11 protein-coding genes are annotated in these 16,363 nt (G+C 74.1%); 9 read left to right on the top strand and 2 right to left on the bottom strand.

Annotation, left to right across the window (positions count from 1 at the left end; genetic code table 11):
- The 3 genes from ACZCLJ_RS18995 to ACZCLJ_RS18985 all read left to right on the top strand — a co-directional run bounded on the left by ACZCLJ_RS18995 (nt 1) and on the right by ACZCLJ_RS18985 (nt 7,775).
- Nucleotides 1-861, top strand: a complete 861-nt coding sequence (locus ACZCLJ_RS18995; RefSeq protein WP_251150378.1) for an ABC transporter ATP-binding protein — start codon at nt 1-3, stop codon at nt 859-861.
- Nucleotides 861-3,413 (top strand): ABC transporter permease, encoded by a 2,553-nt coding sequence (locus tag ACZCLJ_RS18990; protein WP_463104896.1) that lies wholly within the window; start codon nt 861-863, stop codon nt 3,411-3,413. The genes ACZCLJ_RS18995 and ACZCLJ_RS18990 overlap by 1 nt, the downstream gene beginning before the upstream one ends.
- 123 nt (nt 3,414-3,536) lie before the next feature.
- Nucleotides 3,537-7,775 (top strand): FtsK/SpoIIIE domain-containing protein, encoded by a 4,239-nt coding sequence (locus tag ACZCLJ_RS18985; RefSeq protein ID WP_463104895.1) that lies wholly within the window; start codon nt 3,537-3,539, stop codon nt 7,773-7,775.
- Between the two features lie 87 nt (nt 7,776-7,862).
- Here ACZCLJ_RS18985 and ACZCLJ_RS18980 read toward each other — a convergent pair whose 3' ends face one another.
- Nucleotides 7,863-8,297 carry a hypothetical protein gene (locus ACZCLJ_RS18980; protein ID WP_463104894.1) on the bottom strand — a complete coding sequence of 145 codons (435 nt, stop codon included), beginning with the start codon at nt 8,295-8,297 and terminating at the stop codon, nt 7,863-7,865.
- A 221-nt stretch (nt 8,298-8,518) separates the two neighbouring features.
- On the opposite strand from ACZCLJ_RS18980, the gene ACZCLJ_RS18975 reads away from it, so the two are divergent.
- On the top strand, nt 8,519-8,767 hold the full coding sequence (locus tag ACZCLJ_RS18975; protein WP_021481972.1) for a WhiB family transcriptional regulator: 249 nt from the start codon (nt 8,519-8,521) through the stop codon (nt 8,765-8,767).
- Between the two features lie 107 nt (nt 8,768-8,874).
- Here the strand turns inward: ACZCLJ_RS18975 and ACZCLJ_RS18970 are convergent, their stop codons facing one another.
- On the bottom strand, nt 8,875-10,362 hold the full coding sequence (locus ACZCLJ_RS18970) for a sensor histidine kinase (RefSeq protein WP_251150600.1): 1,488 nt from the start codon (nt 10,360-10,362) through the stop codon (nt 8,875-8,877).
- Nucleotides 10,363-10,451: 89 nt separating this feature from the next.
- On the opposite strand from ACZCLJ_RS18970, the gene ACZCLJ_RS18965 reads away from it, so the two are divergent.
- The 5 genes from ACZCLJ_RS18965 (at nt 10,452) to ACZCLJ_RS18945 (ending at nt 16,347) form a co-directional block, all read left to right on the top strand.
- Complete coding sequence (locus ACZCLJ_RS18965; protein ID WP_251150381.1) at nt 10,452-10,961, top strand: DUF2505 domain-containing protein; 510 nt, start codon at nt 10,452-10,454, stop codon at nt 10,959-10,961.
- Between the two features lie 238 nt (nt 10,962-11,199).
- A complete protein-coding gene (locus ACZCLJ_RS18960) occupies nt 11,200-12,531 on the top strand; it encodes an ABC transporter substrate-binding protein (RefSeq protein ID WP_251150382.1) in 1,332 nt (443 codons plus the stop codon).
- A 128-nt stretch (nt 12,532-12,659) separates the two neighbouring features.
- Nucleotides 12,660-13,787: a carbohydrate ABC transporter permease gene (locus tag ACZCLJ_RS18955; protein ID WP_251150383.1), complete on the top strand. Its 1,128-nt coding sequence runs from the start codon at nt 12,660-12,662 to the stop codon at nt 13,785-13,787.
- Nucleotides 13,784-14,704: a carbohydrate ABC transporter permease gene (locus ACZCLJ_RS18950; protein ID WP_251150384.1), complete on the top strand. Its 921-nt coding sequence runs from the start codon at nt 13,784-13,786 to the stop codon at nt 14,702-14,704. Before ACZCLJ_RS18955 ends, ACZCLJ_RS18950 begins: the two co-directional genes overlap by 4 nt.
- 95 nt (nt 14,705-14,799) lie before the next feature.
- Nucleotides 14,800-16,347 carry a glycoside hydrolase family 1 protein gene (locus ACZCLJ_RS18945; RefSeq protein WP_463104893.1) on the top strand — a complete coding sequence of 516 codons (1,548 nt, stop codon included), beginning with the start codon at nt 14,800-14,802 and terminating at the stop codon, nt 16,345-16,347.
- Nucleotides 16,348-16,363: the final 16 nt, after the last annotated feature.

The raw sequence follows: 16,363 nt of genomic DNA, 5'->3' as shown, positions 1-16,363 counted from the left end.
GTGGACACGACCGTGTACCGACCCGCCGAGCCCGCACCCGACGGCGGCCCCGGAGCGAGGACGGCCGGCCCAGCGGTGCGCGCCCGCGCGCTGCGCAAGACCTATGGCACGGGCGAGGCGGTCGTGCGCGCGCTCGACGGTGTCGACGTGGACTTCGAGCGCGGGCACTTCACCGCGATCATGGGCCCCTCGGGCTCGGGCAAGTCGACGCTCATGCACCTGCTCGCCGGGCTCGACTCCGCGACGGACGGGCACGCGTTCATCGGCGACACCGACGTCACGCGCCTCAACGACAACGCGCTCACCCAGCTGCGCCGCGACCGCGTCGGCTTCGTGTTCCAGTCGTTCAACCTCCTGCCGATGTTCACGGCGGAGCAGAACATCACGCTGCCGGTCGAGCTCGCGGGCGGCACCGTCGACCGCGCGTGGTTCGACACCCTGGTCAGCACGCTCGGCCTCCAGGCACGCCTCACGCACCGCCCGAGCGAGCTCTCGGGCGGCCAGCAGCAGCGCGTCGCCATCGCGCGGGCGCTCATCGCCGCCCCGGAGGTCGTGTTCGCCGACGAGCCGACGGGCAACCTCGACTCGCGCTCCGGCGCGGAGGTGCTGAGCTTCCTGCGCCGCAGCGTCCGCGAGCTCGGCCGCACGATCATCATGGTCACGCACGACCCGGCGGCGGCGGCGTACGCGGACCGCGTCGTGCTCATCGCCGACGGCCGCATCGCGGGCGACATCGCCGACCCGACGCCCGAGTCGGTGCTCGCCGGCCTCGACGCGCTGCGCACGCTCGAGGTCGCCGGACCGGACGAGCGCGGCGACGTCGCGGCAGCCGGTGCGGCCACGGGGACGGTGCGCGCCTGATGCTCCGCCTCACCCTGGCGCAGATGCGCCGCAGCCTGGGCCGCCTCACCGCGGCCGGCGTCGCGATCGTCATCGGGACGGCCTTCGTCACGGCGACGCTCATCGCGGGCAACGTCATCACCCGGACCACCAACGACTCGATCGCCGCGCAGTTCGCGGACGCCGACCTCGTGGTGTCCGCACCTGCCGACCTCACCGCCGCGGACGTCGACGCGCTCGCCGCCGTCGAGGGAGTCCAGGCGGTCGACGCCGTACAGCTGACCTACCTGGACCTGTCCAACGGCTCGAAGCGCGTCTTCCAGATGGGGATCCCGACGCCGTCGGACCCGCGCTTCCAGGCGCTGGAGGTCGTCGAGGGCTCGCTCCCGAGCGCGCCCGGACAGCTCGCCCTGCCCGAGAGCGTCGCCGAACGCCTCGACGTCTCGGTGGGCGACACCGTCGTGAGCCTGCGCAACGTGTGGGACGACTCGGCACCCGACGGCGGCGCGTACGAGGAGCTCCGCGACGAGCTGACGGTCGTCGGCACGACGGACGACCCGTACGGCGCGTACGCCCAGATGGGCGGTGCGGCCGTCCTCTCCGCCGCCGACGTCGCCGCGTGGGAGGCCGCGCAGCGGTCCGCGGAGGACGCCGAGCGCACCTACTCCGCCGCGATGGTGGGGCTCGCACCCGGCACCGACCTCGAGGCGGTGCGCGCCGCGCTGGTCGCGCAGGGTCCGGACGGGTCGCGGGCCGTCACGCCGTCCGAGCACGCGCAGGACGTCGCGCGCAGCATGACGGGAGACCGCGACGTGTTCACGTTCGTCATCCTCGGCTTCGCCGCGGTCGCGCTGATCGTCGCCGCGCTCGTCATCGCGAACACGTTCCAGGTGCTCGTCGCCCAGCGCACCCGCACGCTCGCGCTGCTGCGCGCCGTCGGGGCGAACAAGGCGCAGCTCGCGCGCTCGGTGCTCTCGGAGGCGACGATCCTCGGCGTGGCGTCGTCGGTGGGCGGCGTCCTGCTGGGCGCCCTGCTCACGCAGGTCGCGCTGCTCGTCGCCCGTGGCGCCGACCTCGGCGTGCCCGTCCCCTCGACGATCACCGTCACCCCGGCGGTCGTGCTCGTGCCGCTCCTCGTGGGCACGCTCGTCACGCTCGTCGCGTCCCTGGCACCGGCCCGCGCGGCGACCCGCGTCGCGCCGCTCGAGGCCCTGCGCCCGGCCGACGCCCCGAGCGTGCGCGGCGGCGGACGCGTGCGCCTCGTGCTCGCGTCCCTGCTCACGCTCGGTGGCGCGGCGCTCCTCGCGGGCGGGATCGTGCTGGGTGCGAACAGCCCCGAGGCGGGGATCCTCGTCGGTGTCGCGGGCGGCGCGCTGTCGTTCGTCGGCGTGCTCGTCGGTGCCGTGTTCTGGCTGCCGAAGGTCGTCGCGCTCGTCGGCCGCCTCCTCGCGGGCACCGGGTCGACGGCGCGCCTCGCCGCGGCGAACACCCTGCGCAACCCGCGGCGCACCACGGCGACGAGCACCGCGCTGCTCATCGGCGTCACGCTCGTCGCGATGATGTCCACAGGTGCCGCGAGCGCCCGGTCGAGCCTCGACTCCGCCCTCGACGACCAGTACCCCGTGGACGTGATGGTCGCGGCCGACAACTACGGGTCGACGGACCAGCCCGTGCCCGACACGGTCGTGCGGGCGGTGTCCGAGGTGGACGGTGTCGCGGGGGTCGTCGGGCTCACCGGGACGGAGGTCACGCTGCCCGACGGGAGCTACGCCTCGGTGCACGGCGTGGAGCCCGCGGAGGCGCTCGACGTCGTCCGCTCGCCCGAGACGCTCGAGGCGTTCGGCGAGGGCACGGTCATGGTGCCCGAGTACTCCGCCGAGTCGTACGGCGTCACCGACGGCGACGAGCTGACGCTCACCGGCCCGACCGGCGAGACGGTCGAGCTCACGGCCCACGTCGGGGCGATCGGCGACCGCTGGCTGATGACGACCGCCGACGCCCTGGCCGTCGACCCCTCGGCCGTCGTCTCGCGGCTGTGGGTCGGCCTGGGCTCGCCGGACGACGCGATGCAGGTCGTGCCCGCGATCCAGGACGCGATCGTCGGGACGGACGCGCCCGTGGAGGTGATCGGCGTCGCGGTCGAGCGCGCGACGATGCAGCAGGTCATCGACACGATCCTCGCGGTGATCGTCGGGCTGCTCGCCGTGGCGGTCGTCATCGCGCTCATCGGCGTCGCGAACACGCTCTCGCTGTCCGTCATCGAGCGGCGCCGCGAGTCCGCGACGCTGCGCGCGATCGGTCTCAGCCGCTCGCAGCTGCGGTGGATGCTGGCGCTCGAGGGCATGCTCATCGCGGGCGTCGGCGCGCTGCTCGGGATCACGCTCGGCGTGCTCTACGGCTGGGCGGGGTCGGCGACCGCGCTGAGCATCATGGGCGACGTGTCGCTCACCGTGCCGTGGCGGGACATCGTGCTCGTGCTCGTCGTGGCGCTCGTGGCCGGCCTGGTGGCGTCCGTCGTCCCCGGCCGGACGGCGGCCCGGACGTCGCCGGTCGCGGCGCTCGCGGTGGACTGATGCGCCACGGACGTCCTGGTCCGTGCCCGGACCGGACGTCCGGCGGACGCCCCTGCGGACAGTTGTCCACAGGGGCGTCCGTCGTCCCGGCGCGGGTGGCGTCCCAGGCGGCAGGATCGGCACGTGCCCGCCCCGACCGCTCCCGCTCCCCCGCAGCCCGCCCCTGCCCGGGCGGCTCTCCCTGCTCCCGGGGTGGCGGGCGCCGCCGCGCGGGTGACCCTGCGGCCGGGCACGGACCTGCTGCTCGACGTCGGCGTCCGCCTCGGCGACGCACGACAGGCCCTCGCCGACCTGACGTGCCGGCCCGAGCTCCTCACCGCACCGCTGCGCGTCGACGGCGTCCGCGTCGACGACGACCAGCGGTGCGGCACCCGACCCCTCCTCCCCGGCGCCACGCTCGCGACGGACGACGCGCGTGAGGACGCCGCACGCCCGCGGGCCGCGGACGTCCTCGCCGCGCCGTGGCACGTCGCCGTGGTGGGCGGCCCTCGCGCCGGCCGGCTGGTGCCGGTCACGCCCCCGGCCGCGCCGGGCCGGCAGTCCGGGGCGCGGACACCGGACGGCCTCGTCGCGGTCGACGCGCTCGAGGTGCGGTCGACCCGGGTCCGGCGGGGACACGTCGTGCGGGTCCGTGGCCCGCGGGGCGCGTTCCGGGTGCGGGCCGCCGACCCGGCCCGGCCCGCCGCCCGGGGCTCGGGGCGCCGGCGCCGCCTCTCGCCGAGGTGGGCGACACGCTGGCGCGAGGGGCACGTCGTCGTGCACGGTTCGACGACCTACGCGCTGCGGCCTCGCCCGCGCCTCGAGCACGCGCCCCGTGTGCCGCCCTCGGACGCGGTCGCGGTCGCGGGGACGACCGCGGGCCCCGAGGCGTCGCGCCGCTGGAGCACGCACCTCGCGACGGCGCTCACCCCGGCCGTGGCGTCGCTCGCGCTCGCGGTGACGTTCCGCCAGCCGCTGTACGCGCTGCTGGCCCTCGTCGGTCCGCTCGCCCTGCTGCTGCCGGCGCTCCTGGACGCCCGACGCCGTCGCACCGCCGTGCCGACCGCGGCTGCCGGCGGGGCCGCGGGGGCTCGGTCCCCCGACCCTCTGCGGCCCCGCCCTGCCGACGTGCTCACCTGGGCAGCGGTCGCCCACCTCGCCCCCGACGACACCGTGCAGGCCGTTCCCGGCCGTGCGGTCGTCGATCATGGCCCCCCTGCCGGCCCACCGGCGGGCCGACCGACCGGGTCGACGCCGGGGTCCACCACGGACGACGGGCTCGGCGTCCGGCTGCCGGACGGCTGCATCGCGGTGGTCGGCCCGCGGAACGCGGCCCTCGCGGCTGCACGCGCCGTGCTCGCCGAGCTGCTGACCTCCGGGACCGCACTGACGGTCCGGCACGGACCGGGTGCGGCGTCCGACTGGTCCTGGTGCCGGTGGCTGCCACGGAGCACGCTCGTGCGGAACCTCGACGACGCCGCGGCCGCTGGCGCGAGGCTGCTCGTCGTCGACGGCGACCTCGCGCCCGGCGAGCTCGCTGCCGCGTGGGAACGGCTCGGCCCCGCGGGGGCACGCCTGGTCCTCGTCGCGCGCGACGTGCAGGCCGTACCCGCGTGGTGCCGCACCGTCCTGGCGGTCGACGGCGACGACGCCGTGCTCACCGGGGCGGACGGCGTCGGCACGACGACCCCGTACGTCGGCGTGGACGTCACGTGGGCCCAGGAGCTCGCCCGTCACCTCGCGGCGGCCGAGCACCTCGGCCGGCTCCGTGCGCCCGGCGTCGCGACGGTCCCCGACGGCTGCGACCCTGCGGCGTCGACCCTCCCCGACGACGTCTCCCTGGGAGCTCTCCTCGGTGCACCGGCGGCGCCCGAGCCGGACGGCGCGACGGTCGCGTGGGTCGCCGACCGCTGGCGGCGCGCCGCGACGCGCGACGGCCGAGGCCTCCCGGTCCCGCTCGGCGTCGGCCCGGGCGGTACGCCGGAGGTCGTCGACCTCGTCGCCGACGGTCCGCACGTGCTCGTGGCAGGCACGACGGGCGCGGGCAAGTCCGAGCTCCTCCAGTCCCTGGTCGCGGGTCTCGCGCTCGGACGCTCGCCGGCCGAGCTGACGTTCGTGCTGGTCGACTTCAAGGGCGGCGCGAGCTTCGGTGAGTGCGGGAGGCTGCCGCACGTCGTCGGTCAGGTGACGGACCTCGACGCAGGCCTCGCCGGGCGGGCGCTCGCCGGTCTGCGGGCCGAGCTCCGCCGTCGGGAGCGCGTCCTCGCCGCGGCGCGCGCCGCGAGCGTCGACGACGTGCCCGCGGGCACGCTCCCCCGGCTGGTCGTGGTCATCGACGAGTTCCGCGCGCTCGCCGACGAGCTGCCCGAGTTCCTCCCGGGCCTCCTGCGGGTCGCCGCCCAGGGCCGCTCGCTCGGCGTCCACCTCGTGCTCGCGACGCAGCGCCCCGCCGGTGCGGTGAGCGCGGACGTGCGCGCCAACATCACGCTGCGGCTCGCGCTGAGAGTCGTCGACGCCGCGGACTCGCGCGACGTCGTCGAGTCGCCCCACGCGGCGCTGATCCCCACCGGGACACCGGGGCGGCTCGTGCTGCGCCGCGGCGCCGCCCCGCCCGTCGCACTCCAGTGCGCGCGGGCCGGGGCACCGGTCCCGGTGCCGACGGCCGGGGTCCGTGCTGCCCCGGGCTGGGGCGCCACCACGCTCCCGGCCGACGACGCCCTCGCGCGCGGCGGGGGCGAGTGCACCCCGGCGCCGGACACCCTCGCACGGCTCGTCGACGCGGCCCGCACCGTCGCCGCCGGTGCGGGGATCACGACACCCGGCCCGCCGTGGCTGCCCGCGCTGCCGGAACAGGTCCGCGCGCGGGACCTCGGCGCCCTGGGCGCCCTGAGCGGTCCGGTCGACGAGCGGCGCGAGCCCAGCGGTCCGGTCGGCCCGGACGCCGAGGGCGCCCTCGGGACGGACGCTCGCGCGACGCTGCCCCTGGCTCTCGGCGACGACCCCGACCACCAGCGTCGCGTCGTCGTCGGATGGGACCCGCGGGACGGCCACCTCGCCGTCCTCGGACGCGCGCGCTCCGGACGGACGACGACCCTGGTCGCCCTCGCGCACGCCGCCCTCGCGCAGGGCTGGCACGTCCACGCCGTCGGAGCGCGGCTCGGCGAGATCGCGGCGCACCCCGCCGCCGGAACCGTGGTCGACCGCTCCGACGCCCGGCGCGTCGCGCGGCTGCTGCGCCTCCTCGCGCAGCACGACGACGGACAGGTCCGGCCCGTCGGGGCGCTCGGCACGGCGCCCACCCTCGTCCTCGTCGACGACGTCGAGGCGGTCCGTTCGACGCTCTCGGCGCTCGCGGGGGGCGCAGGGGCCGACCTGCTCGCCGAGGCGCTCACGGAATCCGGCGCGGCCTTCGCCGTCGCCGGGTCCGGGCCGACCGTCGCCGGTCTGGCCGCGTGCATCGGGGTCCGCACGGTCCTGTCGTCCCGCGACCGCCACGACGACGTGTCCCTCGGCGTCCCCGCCCCGCTGGCGGGGCGAGGCGGCCCTCCCGGCCGGGCGGTGTGGATCGGCCCGGGGGAACCCCTCGTCTGCCAGGTCGTCCTGCCGGACGCCGGCCCGCCGGACGCCGGCCCGCCGGACGTCGACCCGGCGGACCCCGGCATGGTGGACCCCGGCCCGTTGCGCCTCGCCGCTCTGCCGACGACGATCCGCGAGAGCGCGCTGCACGTGGCCGACCGTCCCCGCGTCCCAGGCCTGCCCGACGAGGTGCCCGTGGGGATCGGTGGTGACGACGCGTCCGTGCTCACGCTCGACGCGAGTCGCGGCGCCCTGGTCGTCGGTCCGCCCGGCAGCGGGCGCACGACCGCGCTCGTGCTGCTCGCCCGGCACGCACGGACCGCAGGCGTGCTGCGCGGGGTCCTCGCGCGCGACCGCTCGCTGCAGGACCTCGCGGGGCCGGGCGTCGCCGTCGGTGGACGCTTCTCGCCGGCCGAGGTCGGCCGCGTCCTCGATGCGGTCGTCGCGTCGGGTACGACGCCGGGGGCCTCCGGGGCTCCTGTCCTCGTCATCGACGACATCGACCAGCTCGCCCAGCTGTGCGTGCTCGAGGCGGACCGCGTCGCGGCGCTGTGCCGCGAGGACGTGCGCCTCGTGGCGTCCGCGGCCACCGGGTCGGCGGTCATGGCGATGCGGGGTCCGCTCGCCGAGCTGCGCGCACGACGCTCGGGGATCGTCCTCGCGCCGGCGGAACGAGGGAGCGGCGAGGTCTTCGGTCACGACCTGTCGTGGCTCGCCGACCCAGGACGTCCCCGACCGGGGCGAGGCGTCCTCGTCGAGGGCTCGCGGCTCGCACCGGTACAGGTCGCGCTCCCCGACGGAGGATGACGGCGGTCCGGACCGGCCGGGACGCGGCTGCGCGCCACCGTCGCGCGGCCGTGCGACGGCGCGCGTGTCCCAGCGACGGCGCGCGTCTCAGGCGGCCGGACGGGCGTCGCGCGTCGTTGCCTCGACCACCGGCCGGAGCATGAGCAGCACGAGCACGACCACGGCGAGCACCAGGGCCACCGCGATCCACGCCGTCGCCCCGGACTGCAACGAGCTGATCACGACGACGACCTGGAGGATCTGCCAGGTGGCGACGGGGGACCGGGCCCACCGGCGGCCCTGCAGCAGCCCGCGGACGCACAGGACGAGGAGTGTCGCGACGCCGAGCGCGAACACCACGAGGAACAGGCTCACGCCGACGGACCGGGAGCCACCGGCGAGCAGCTCGACGAGCACCACCGCCCCGCCCACGGCGAGCGCGAGGGCCTCGACGAGGACGCCGACGACGAGGGCGACGAGAGCCGGCGGGCGGTCTCCGGGGCCGGTCTCCGGACGGTCCTGCGGGGTGGGTCGAGGGGGCACGATCACCCAGCGTACGCCGCGACCTGGGCGTTCACTTCCGTGTGACGCACACCTCACGATTCATCCAGAGGAAACTTCCTCGTAACCCCTTGTGCTCGTCTTCACGAGGTGTGAACCTGGTTCAAGCATCAATTACCCCCCGCTCGGAACCTGGCCTTGCGGCGCCCACCGCGCAGCGTCATCACCTGCGTCCAGGTTCCCCCCGCACCAAGGAGATCACCATGGACTGGCGCCACCGCGCAGCCTGCCTGGACGAAGACCCGGAGCTGTTCTTCCCGATCGGCAACACGGGCCCGGCCCTGCTGCAGATCGAGGAGGCGAAGGCCGTGTGCCGTCGCTGCGACGTCGTCGACACGTGCCTCAAGTGGGCGATCGAGTCGGGTCAGGACGCCGGCGTCTGGGGCGGCCTGTCCGAGGACGAGCGTCGCGCGCTCAAGCGCCGCACCGCCCGCGCCCGCCGCGCCGGCTGACGCCCGCCCGCGGAGCAGCACCGCAGCACCTTCACGAAGGGCCGCCACCCCACCGGGTGGCGGCCCTTCGTGATGGAGATGCCTGACACGGTGCCCTGGCTGCACCCTCAGGCGTGACGCGACCCCGCGCCGTCACGCAGGACGAGCTGCAGGACGACCTGCGTGCCTCCCCCGGGGCGCGGACCCCACTCGATCGACCCGCCGAGCTCGTTCGTCACGAGGGTCTGGACGATCTGCGAGCCGAGACCGCTCTTCGCCACCCTGCCCGCGTAGGCGACGCCGCCGTCCGGCATCCCGGTGCCGTCGTCGGCGACGACGATGCGCACCGCGGACCCCTCGCGCTCGACCGCCACCTCGACCGTGCCCGACTCCTGCTTCGCCAGGCCGTGCTCCACGGCGTTCGTGACCAGCTCCGTGAGGACGAGCGCGAGCGGTGTCGCGTCCTCGGCGGGGACGAGCCCGAAGCTGCCCGTGCGGACGGTGCGCACGCTCGTGTCGGCGGACGCGACGTCGGCGGCGAGGCGCAGCGCCCGGCCGACCATGTCGTCGAACTCGACCTCCTCGTCGAGGGTCTGCGAGAGGCCCTCGTGGACCAGCGCGATCGTCGCGACGCGCCGCATGGCCTCCTCGAGGGCCGCGCGGGCCTCCGGGATGTCCATCCGCCGGGCCTGCAGGCGCAGGAGCGCGGCGACGGTCTGGAGGTTGTTCTTCACGCGATGGTGGATCTCGCGGATCGTCGCGTCCTTCGTGATGAGCTCGCGCTCACGGCGCCGCAGCTCCGACACGTCACGGCACAGGAGCACCGCGCCGATGCGCTGACCCGACTCCGTGAGCGGCAGCGCCCGCAGCGACAGCGCGACGCGGTGCGCCTCGATGTCGGTGCGCCACGGCGCTCGTCCCATGACGACGAGGGGCAGGGACTCGTCGACGGTCCGCTCGTGCTCGATGAGGTCGGTCGTCACCTCGACGAGGGACCGGCCGACGAGCGGACCGATGACGCCGAGGCGGTGGAAGCAGCTCAGGGCGTTGGGGCTCGCGTAGAGCACCTCGCCCTCGGAGTTGAGGCGGATCAGCCCGTCGCCGACGCGCGGAGCGCCGCGGCGCGGGCCTGTCGCGGCGTTGGGGAACGGGAACTCGCCGCGCGAGATCATCGCGATGAGGTCGTCGGCCGCCTCGACGTAGTTGAGCTCGAGCCGGCTCGGTGTGCGCCCGCTGCCGAGGTTGGTCTGGCGCGCGACGACGGCGATGGCACGACCCTCGTGGACGACCGGGATGGCCTCCTCGCGCACGGCGTACGCCCCGAACCAACGGGGTTCGCGCGACCGCTGCGAGCGCGCCTCCGTGAGGGCGCGCTCGAGCTGCGGGCGCTGGCCGTCCGGGGCGTGCGAGCCGACGATGTCGTCGTAGTGGACGGTCGCGCCGGTCGAGGGACGGCACTGGGACACGGCGACGAAGTTGCCGTCCTGCGTGGGGAGCCAGAGCACCAGGTCGGCGAAGGCGAGGTCGGAGATCACCTGCCAGTCCCCCACGAGCAGATGGAGCCACTCGTTGTCACCGGCGCTGAGGTCGGCGTGGCGGGAGATGAGGTCACTCATGGCAGACACGGACCCCAGCGTAGTTGCGCGCGGCCCGTTAGAGTCCCGATGAGCGCCCACGTCCCGGGCGCGTCCCCGAGGAGGCCCCCGTGCACCTGAGCGTCGAGCTGCGCTATCCCGCACCCGTCCACGCGGTCGGCGCGATGCTCGCCGACGAGCCGTTCGTCCGGTGGCGTGCCGAGCGGTCGGGCGGGCCGGGCGGGGCGGTCGAGCAGGTCGACGTCACGGGCAGCGCCGCGGCGGGGTTCACCGTCGCGGTGCGCCGGGAGCTCCCGACGGACCAGATCCCGTCGCACGTGCGCACCTTCGTCGGGGGCCGGCTGGAGATCCGCCAGGCGGAGGCGTGGGAGCCGGAGCGCGACGGCACGCGGGCCGGCACCGTGTCGCTCGAGATCACCGGCGCCCCCGTCCGGCTGACCGGTACGGTCCGGCTCGCGGCGGACCCCGCCGACCCGACGGCCACGGTCCAGACGTACTCGGGGGAGATCAAGGCCTCGGTCCCGCTGTTCGGAGGTGCGATCGAGGAGGCCGCGGCGGGGGCCGTGCGCGGCGCGCTCGCTGCGGAGGAGCGCGCAGGGCGCGAGTGGCTCGCCCGATGACGACCCGTCGAGCGGTCTCGAACCGGTAACAATTTCGGCCGCATCCCCGGCCGAGGCGCGACGGCTACCCTTCTGACCTGCAAAGATGCGTCGGTGGGAGCGCGACCACCGCGCCCCCTCCGCCGACGGCGCTTGACACGCCCCACCCGGGCCGAGCACCATCGAGCCACGTTCGTGGAAGCGCTACCACTCTGGAGTGGGAGCGCTGCCATCCCGTCCCACCGACAAGGGAGTCACCGTGCTGAGCAGCACCCGTACGACCCGCCGGTCCCGCAAGGCGATCTCCGCCGCTGCGGGCCTCGCGGCCATCACCCTCACCCTCACCGCGTGCTCGAGCGGCACGGGTTCCGACGACGAGACGTCCGGCTCGAGCGACGAGGAGATCACCCTCACCGTCGCGACGTTCAACGACTTCGGCTACACCGACGAGCTGCTCGCGGCGTACTCGGAGGAGCACCCCAACGTCACGGTCAAGCAGACGAAGGCCGCCAAGTCGGAGGACGCCCGCACCAACCTCACGACGAAGCTCGCCGCCGGTGGCGAGGGCCTCGCCGACATCGAGGCGATCGAGGTCGACTGGCTCCCTGAGCTCATGCAGTACCCGGACCTCTTCGAGGACCTGTCCGACGACGCGCTCGAGGGCCGCTGGGTGGACTGGAAGGTCCAGCAGGCGACGACGACCGACGGCAAGCTCATCGGGTACGGCACCGACATCGGCCCGAGCGCGATCTGCTACCGCCAGGACCTCTTCGAGGCCGCCGGCCTCGAGAGCGACCCGGCCGCCGTCGCCGAGCTGCTCGGTGGCGAGGACGCGACCTGGGACGACTACTTCGCGGCCGGTGCGCAGTTCGTCGAGGCGAGCGACGCGGCCTGGTACGACTCGGCGATGTCCATCTCGCAGGGCATGGTCAACCAGATCGACAACGCCTACGAGGAGTCCGACGGCACGCCGAAGGACCTCGCGGAGAACACCGAGATCAAGGACATCTACGACACGGTGCTCGAGCAGTCGACGACCAACGGCCTGTCCGCCGGTCTCGAGCAGTGGTCCGCCGACTGGGACGCCGCGTTCCAGAACGACGGCTTCGCCACGATGATCTGCCCGGCGTGGATGACCGGCCCGGTCGAGGAGCGCTCGGGCGGTGTCACCGGCTGGAACGTCGCCGACGTGTTCCCCGGCGGCGGCCTCAACTGGGGCGGCTCGTTCCTCACGGTCCCGGCCACGGGCCCGAACGCCGAGGCGGCCAAGGAGCTCGCCGCGTGGCTGACCGACCCGGCGCAGCAGACCACGGCCTTCGAGAACGCGGGCACGTTCCCGTCGCAGGTCGAGGCGCAGGAGTCCGAGGCGGTCCAGTCCTTCACGAACGAGTTCTTCAACGCCGCCCCGGTCGGTGAGATCTTCGTGAACCGTGCGCTCGCGATCGACGGCGCACCGTTCAAGGGCGCGAACTACTTCGCGATCCACACGACGGTGCAGGACGGCATCAAGCGCGTCGACGTCGAGAAGACCGACGACGCCGCGTCCTCGTGGGACAAGACGCTCCAGTCCTTCCAGGACCTGGGTCTCTGACCTGACAGGGCCGGGTCGGCGCGCACGCGCCGGCCCGGCCCCCGCCGTGCGTCCTCGGGCGCACCCTGCCCGCCCACCGCACCGCGTCGCTCGCCCACGACGACGCAGACCGCCGTACAGGAACCCACATGGCCGTCCTCACCCCCACCCAGCCCTCACCAGGGCTCCGCGGGCCGAACGAGCGCGCACCGCGCCGCCTCGGCTTCTCCCAGCGCATGAGCCGCTGGGACGTCAAGGTGTCCCCCTACCTCTACATCTCGCCGTTCTTCGTGCTCTTCGCGATCACCGGCCTGTTCCCGCTCGTCTACACGGCCGTCGTGTCCGTGTACGACTGGAACCTCCTGGGTGGCCAGGGCGACTTCGTCGGTCTCCAGAACTACTCCGACGTCCTCGCGCAGCCCACGTTCTGGAAGTCGCTGCGCAACACGCTGTCGATCTTCGTGCTGTCGTCCGTGCCGCAGGTGATCGCCGCGATCGGGATCGCCGCGCTGCTCGACCAGAACCTGCGCACCGCGACGTTCTGGCGCATGGGCGTCCTGCTCCCCTACGTCGTCGCACCGGTCGCCGTCTCGATGATCTTCGGTCGCCTCTTCGCCGACCAGTACGGCCTCATCAACGAGCTGCTGGGCCTCGTCGGCGTCGACCCGGTGCGCTGGCACGCCGACACCTTCGCGAGCCACGTCGCCATCTCGTCCATGGTCAACTTCCGCTGGACCGGCTACAACGCGCTGATCTTCCTCGCCGCGATGCAGGCCGTGCCGCGCGAGCTCTACGAGGCCGCGATCATCGACGGCGCCGGGCGCGTCCGCCAGTTCTTCTCCGTCACGGTCCCGCAGATCCGCGCGACGATCATCTTCGTCGTCATCACGTCGACCATCGGTGGCCTGCAGATCTTCGACGAGCCGCGCATGTACGACGCGCAGGGCCTCGGCGGCGCCGACCGGCAGTGGATGACCACGGTGCTGTACCTGTACGACGTCGCGTGGGGCAACCAGAAGAACTTCGGCCGCGCCGCCGCGATCGCCTGGTTGCTGTTCCTCCTCATCCTGCTCATCGGGATGGTCAACTTCCTCGTGACACGACGGATCTCGACCTCGGGAGCGCCCACGGGCGACTCCCGACGCGAACGCCGACGACGCGCGGCGCGTGCCCGTGCCGAGCTCGCCGCGGCGTCGCAGCCGACCTCCCCCGCCCGTCACGTCGGACCGTCGGCAGGCGGCTCGACGCCCAGCACCACCGATCGGAGGAAGCGATGAGCTCCGTCCCCGTCGTCGCCCAGACCGCCGGGCCGGGCGCCGCGCGCGCCGCAGCCCGTCGCCGTTCCGCAGGCAAGAACGTCGGCGGCACCCAGCGTCGTCCTCGCTGGGTCACCTACACGCTGCTCGGCATCGTCCTGCTGATCTCGGTCTTCCCGCTGTACTTCACCCTCATCCTGGGGTCGTCGACCCCGGAGGAGATCTCGCGCAACGCCCTGCCGCAGCTCCTGCCGGACTCGAGCCTGTTCACCCAGTTCGGCGAGGTCATCAGCTCTGACGCGATCAACTTCTGGAAGGCTGCGTGGAACTCCGTCGTCATCGCGGTCATCACGTCGCTGTCCGTCGTGCTGTTCTCGACGCTCGCCGGGTTCTCGTTCTCCAAGCTCCGGTTCAAGGGGCGCGGACCGCTGCTCGTGTTCGTCATCGCCACGATGGCGGTCCCGACGCAGCTCGGCGTGATCCCCATGTACATCCTCATGTCGGACCTGGGGTGGATCGGCAAGCTGCAGGCGGTCATCGTGCCGGCGCTCGTCACGGCGTTCGGCGTGTTCTGGATGACCCAGTACCTCGGTGAGGCGCTGCCGTACGAGCTGATCGAGGCCGCGCGCGTCGACGGCGCGTCGATGTTCCGCACGTTCTGGTCGATCGCCCTGCCCGCGGCTCGCCCTGCCGCCGCGATGCTCGGCCTGTTCACGTTCGTGCAGCAGTGGACCAACTTCTTCTGGCCGTCCATCGTGCTCAACCAGAGCAATCCAACGCTGCCCCTGGTCGTCCGGTCGCTGCAGTCGAACTTCTTCGTCGACTACTCGCTCGTCATGGCGGGCATCTTCCTCGTGACCCTGCCGCTCATCGTGATCTTCATGTTCACGGGGCGCCAGCTCGTCGCGGGCATCATGCAGGGCGCCGTCAAGGGCTGACCGCCCTGCCCGACTCCGTACCCGACTGCCCGGGCGGGCTCCTGACCGGAGCCCGCCCGGAGGTCCACCCGTACCTCTCGAAGGACAATCGACCCATGAGCCTCTTCGTCCCGTCCACGCCGCTCGCGCCCAACCCGGCGACGGCCACCGGCCGCGTCGAGATGCCGCACGGATTCCTCTGGGGTGCCGCGACCGCGTCGTTCCAGATCGAGGGTGCCGGGCAGACCGACGGCCGCAAGGACTCGGTGTGGGACGCCTTCGCCCGCGTCCCCGGCGCCGTGGTGAACGGTGACGACGGCCTGGTCGCGTGCGACCACTACCACCGGTACCGCGAGGACGTCGCGCTGATGCGCGAGCTGAACCTCGGCGCCTACCGCTTCTCGAGCTCGTGGGCGCGCGTCCGCCCGGACGGCGGCGCGGTGAACCCGCAGGGTCTCGCGTTCTACGACCGCCTCGTCGACAAGCTCCTCGACGCCCAGATCCTCCCGTGGATCACGCTCTACCACTGGGACCTCCCGCAGGCGCTCGAGGAGAAGGGCGGGTGGACGAACCGTGACACCGCGTTCCGGTTCGCCGAGTACGCCGTGACGATGCACGAGGCGCTCGGCGACCGCGTCGGGGTGTGGACGACGCTCAACGAGCCGTGGTGCTCCGCGTTCCTCGGGTACACGGCGGGCGTGCACGCCCCGGGTCGGCAGTCGCGGCCGGACGGTCTCGCCGCCGCGCACCACCTCCTGCTGGGTCACGGCCTCGCGGTGCAGGCGCTGCGCGAGCGCGCCCCGCAGGCGAACCTGGGCATCACCCTGAACTTCACGGTGGCGGACCCCGTCGATCCGGCGGACCCCGCCGACGTCGACGCCGCCCGCCGGATCGACGGCCAGTTCAACCGCGTCTTCCTCGACCCGCTCTTCCGCGGCGCGTACCCGCAGGACCTCCTCGACGACGTCGCGCCCTACGGGCTGCTCGACCACGTCCGGGACGGCGACCTGGAGATCGTCTCCACCCCGATCGACACGCTGGGCGTGAACTACTACAACGGCGGCGCGTTCTCGGCCCGACCGCAGGAGTCCGGCTCGGCAGACGGCGGGACGCGCCCCGAGGGCGTGCGCGACGAGGACGCCGGGGCGCAGGACGGCGCCCCGGTGCGCGAGACGTCGTCGCCCTACCCCGCCGCGGACGGCGTCCACGGCCACTCGCGCGGCCTGCCTCTCACGGACATGGGCTGGGAGGTCCAGCCGGAGGGCCTGACCCGCCTGCTCACGCGTCTGCAGGAGGAGTACACCGGTCCGCTCGGCGTGAGCATGTACGTCACCGAGAACGGCGCCGCCTACCCCGACGTCGTCGGTCCCGACGGCTCGGTCGACGACCAGGACCGGCTCGACTTCCTCGACGCGCACCTGCGTGCGACGAAGGACGCGATCGACGCCGGCGCCGACGTGCGCGGCTACTTCGCGTGGTCCCTCATGGACAACTTCGAGTGGGCCCTGGGCTACACCAAGCGCTTCGGCATCGTCCGCGTCGACTACGAGACGCAGGAGCGCACCGTCAAGGCCAGCGGCCGCTGGTACGCACGCGTGGCCGGGACGAACGTCGTGCCCGCACGGGACGAGCCGGATGACGCACCGGCCGGCGCGAGGCCCTGATGAGCGCCGTGACGCC

The sequence above is a fragment of the Cellulosimicrobium sp. So1_17 genome (genome assembly GCF_055181235.1).
This window is presented reverse-complemented; position numbering and strand designations above follow the sequence as displayed.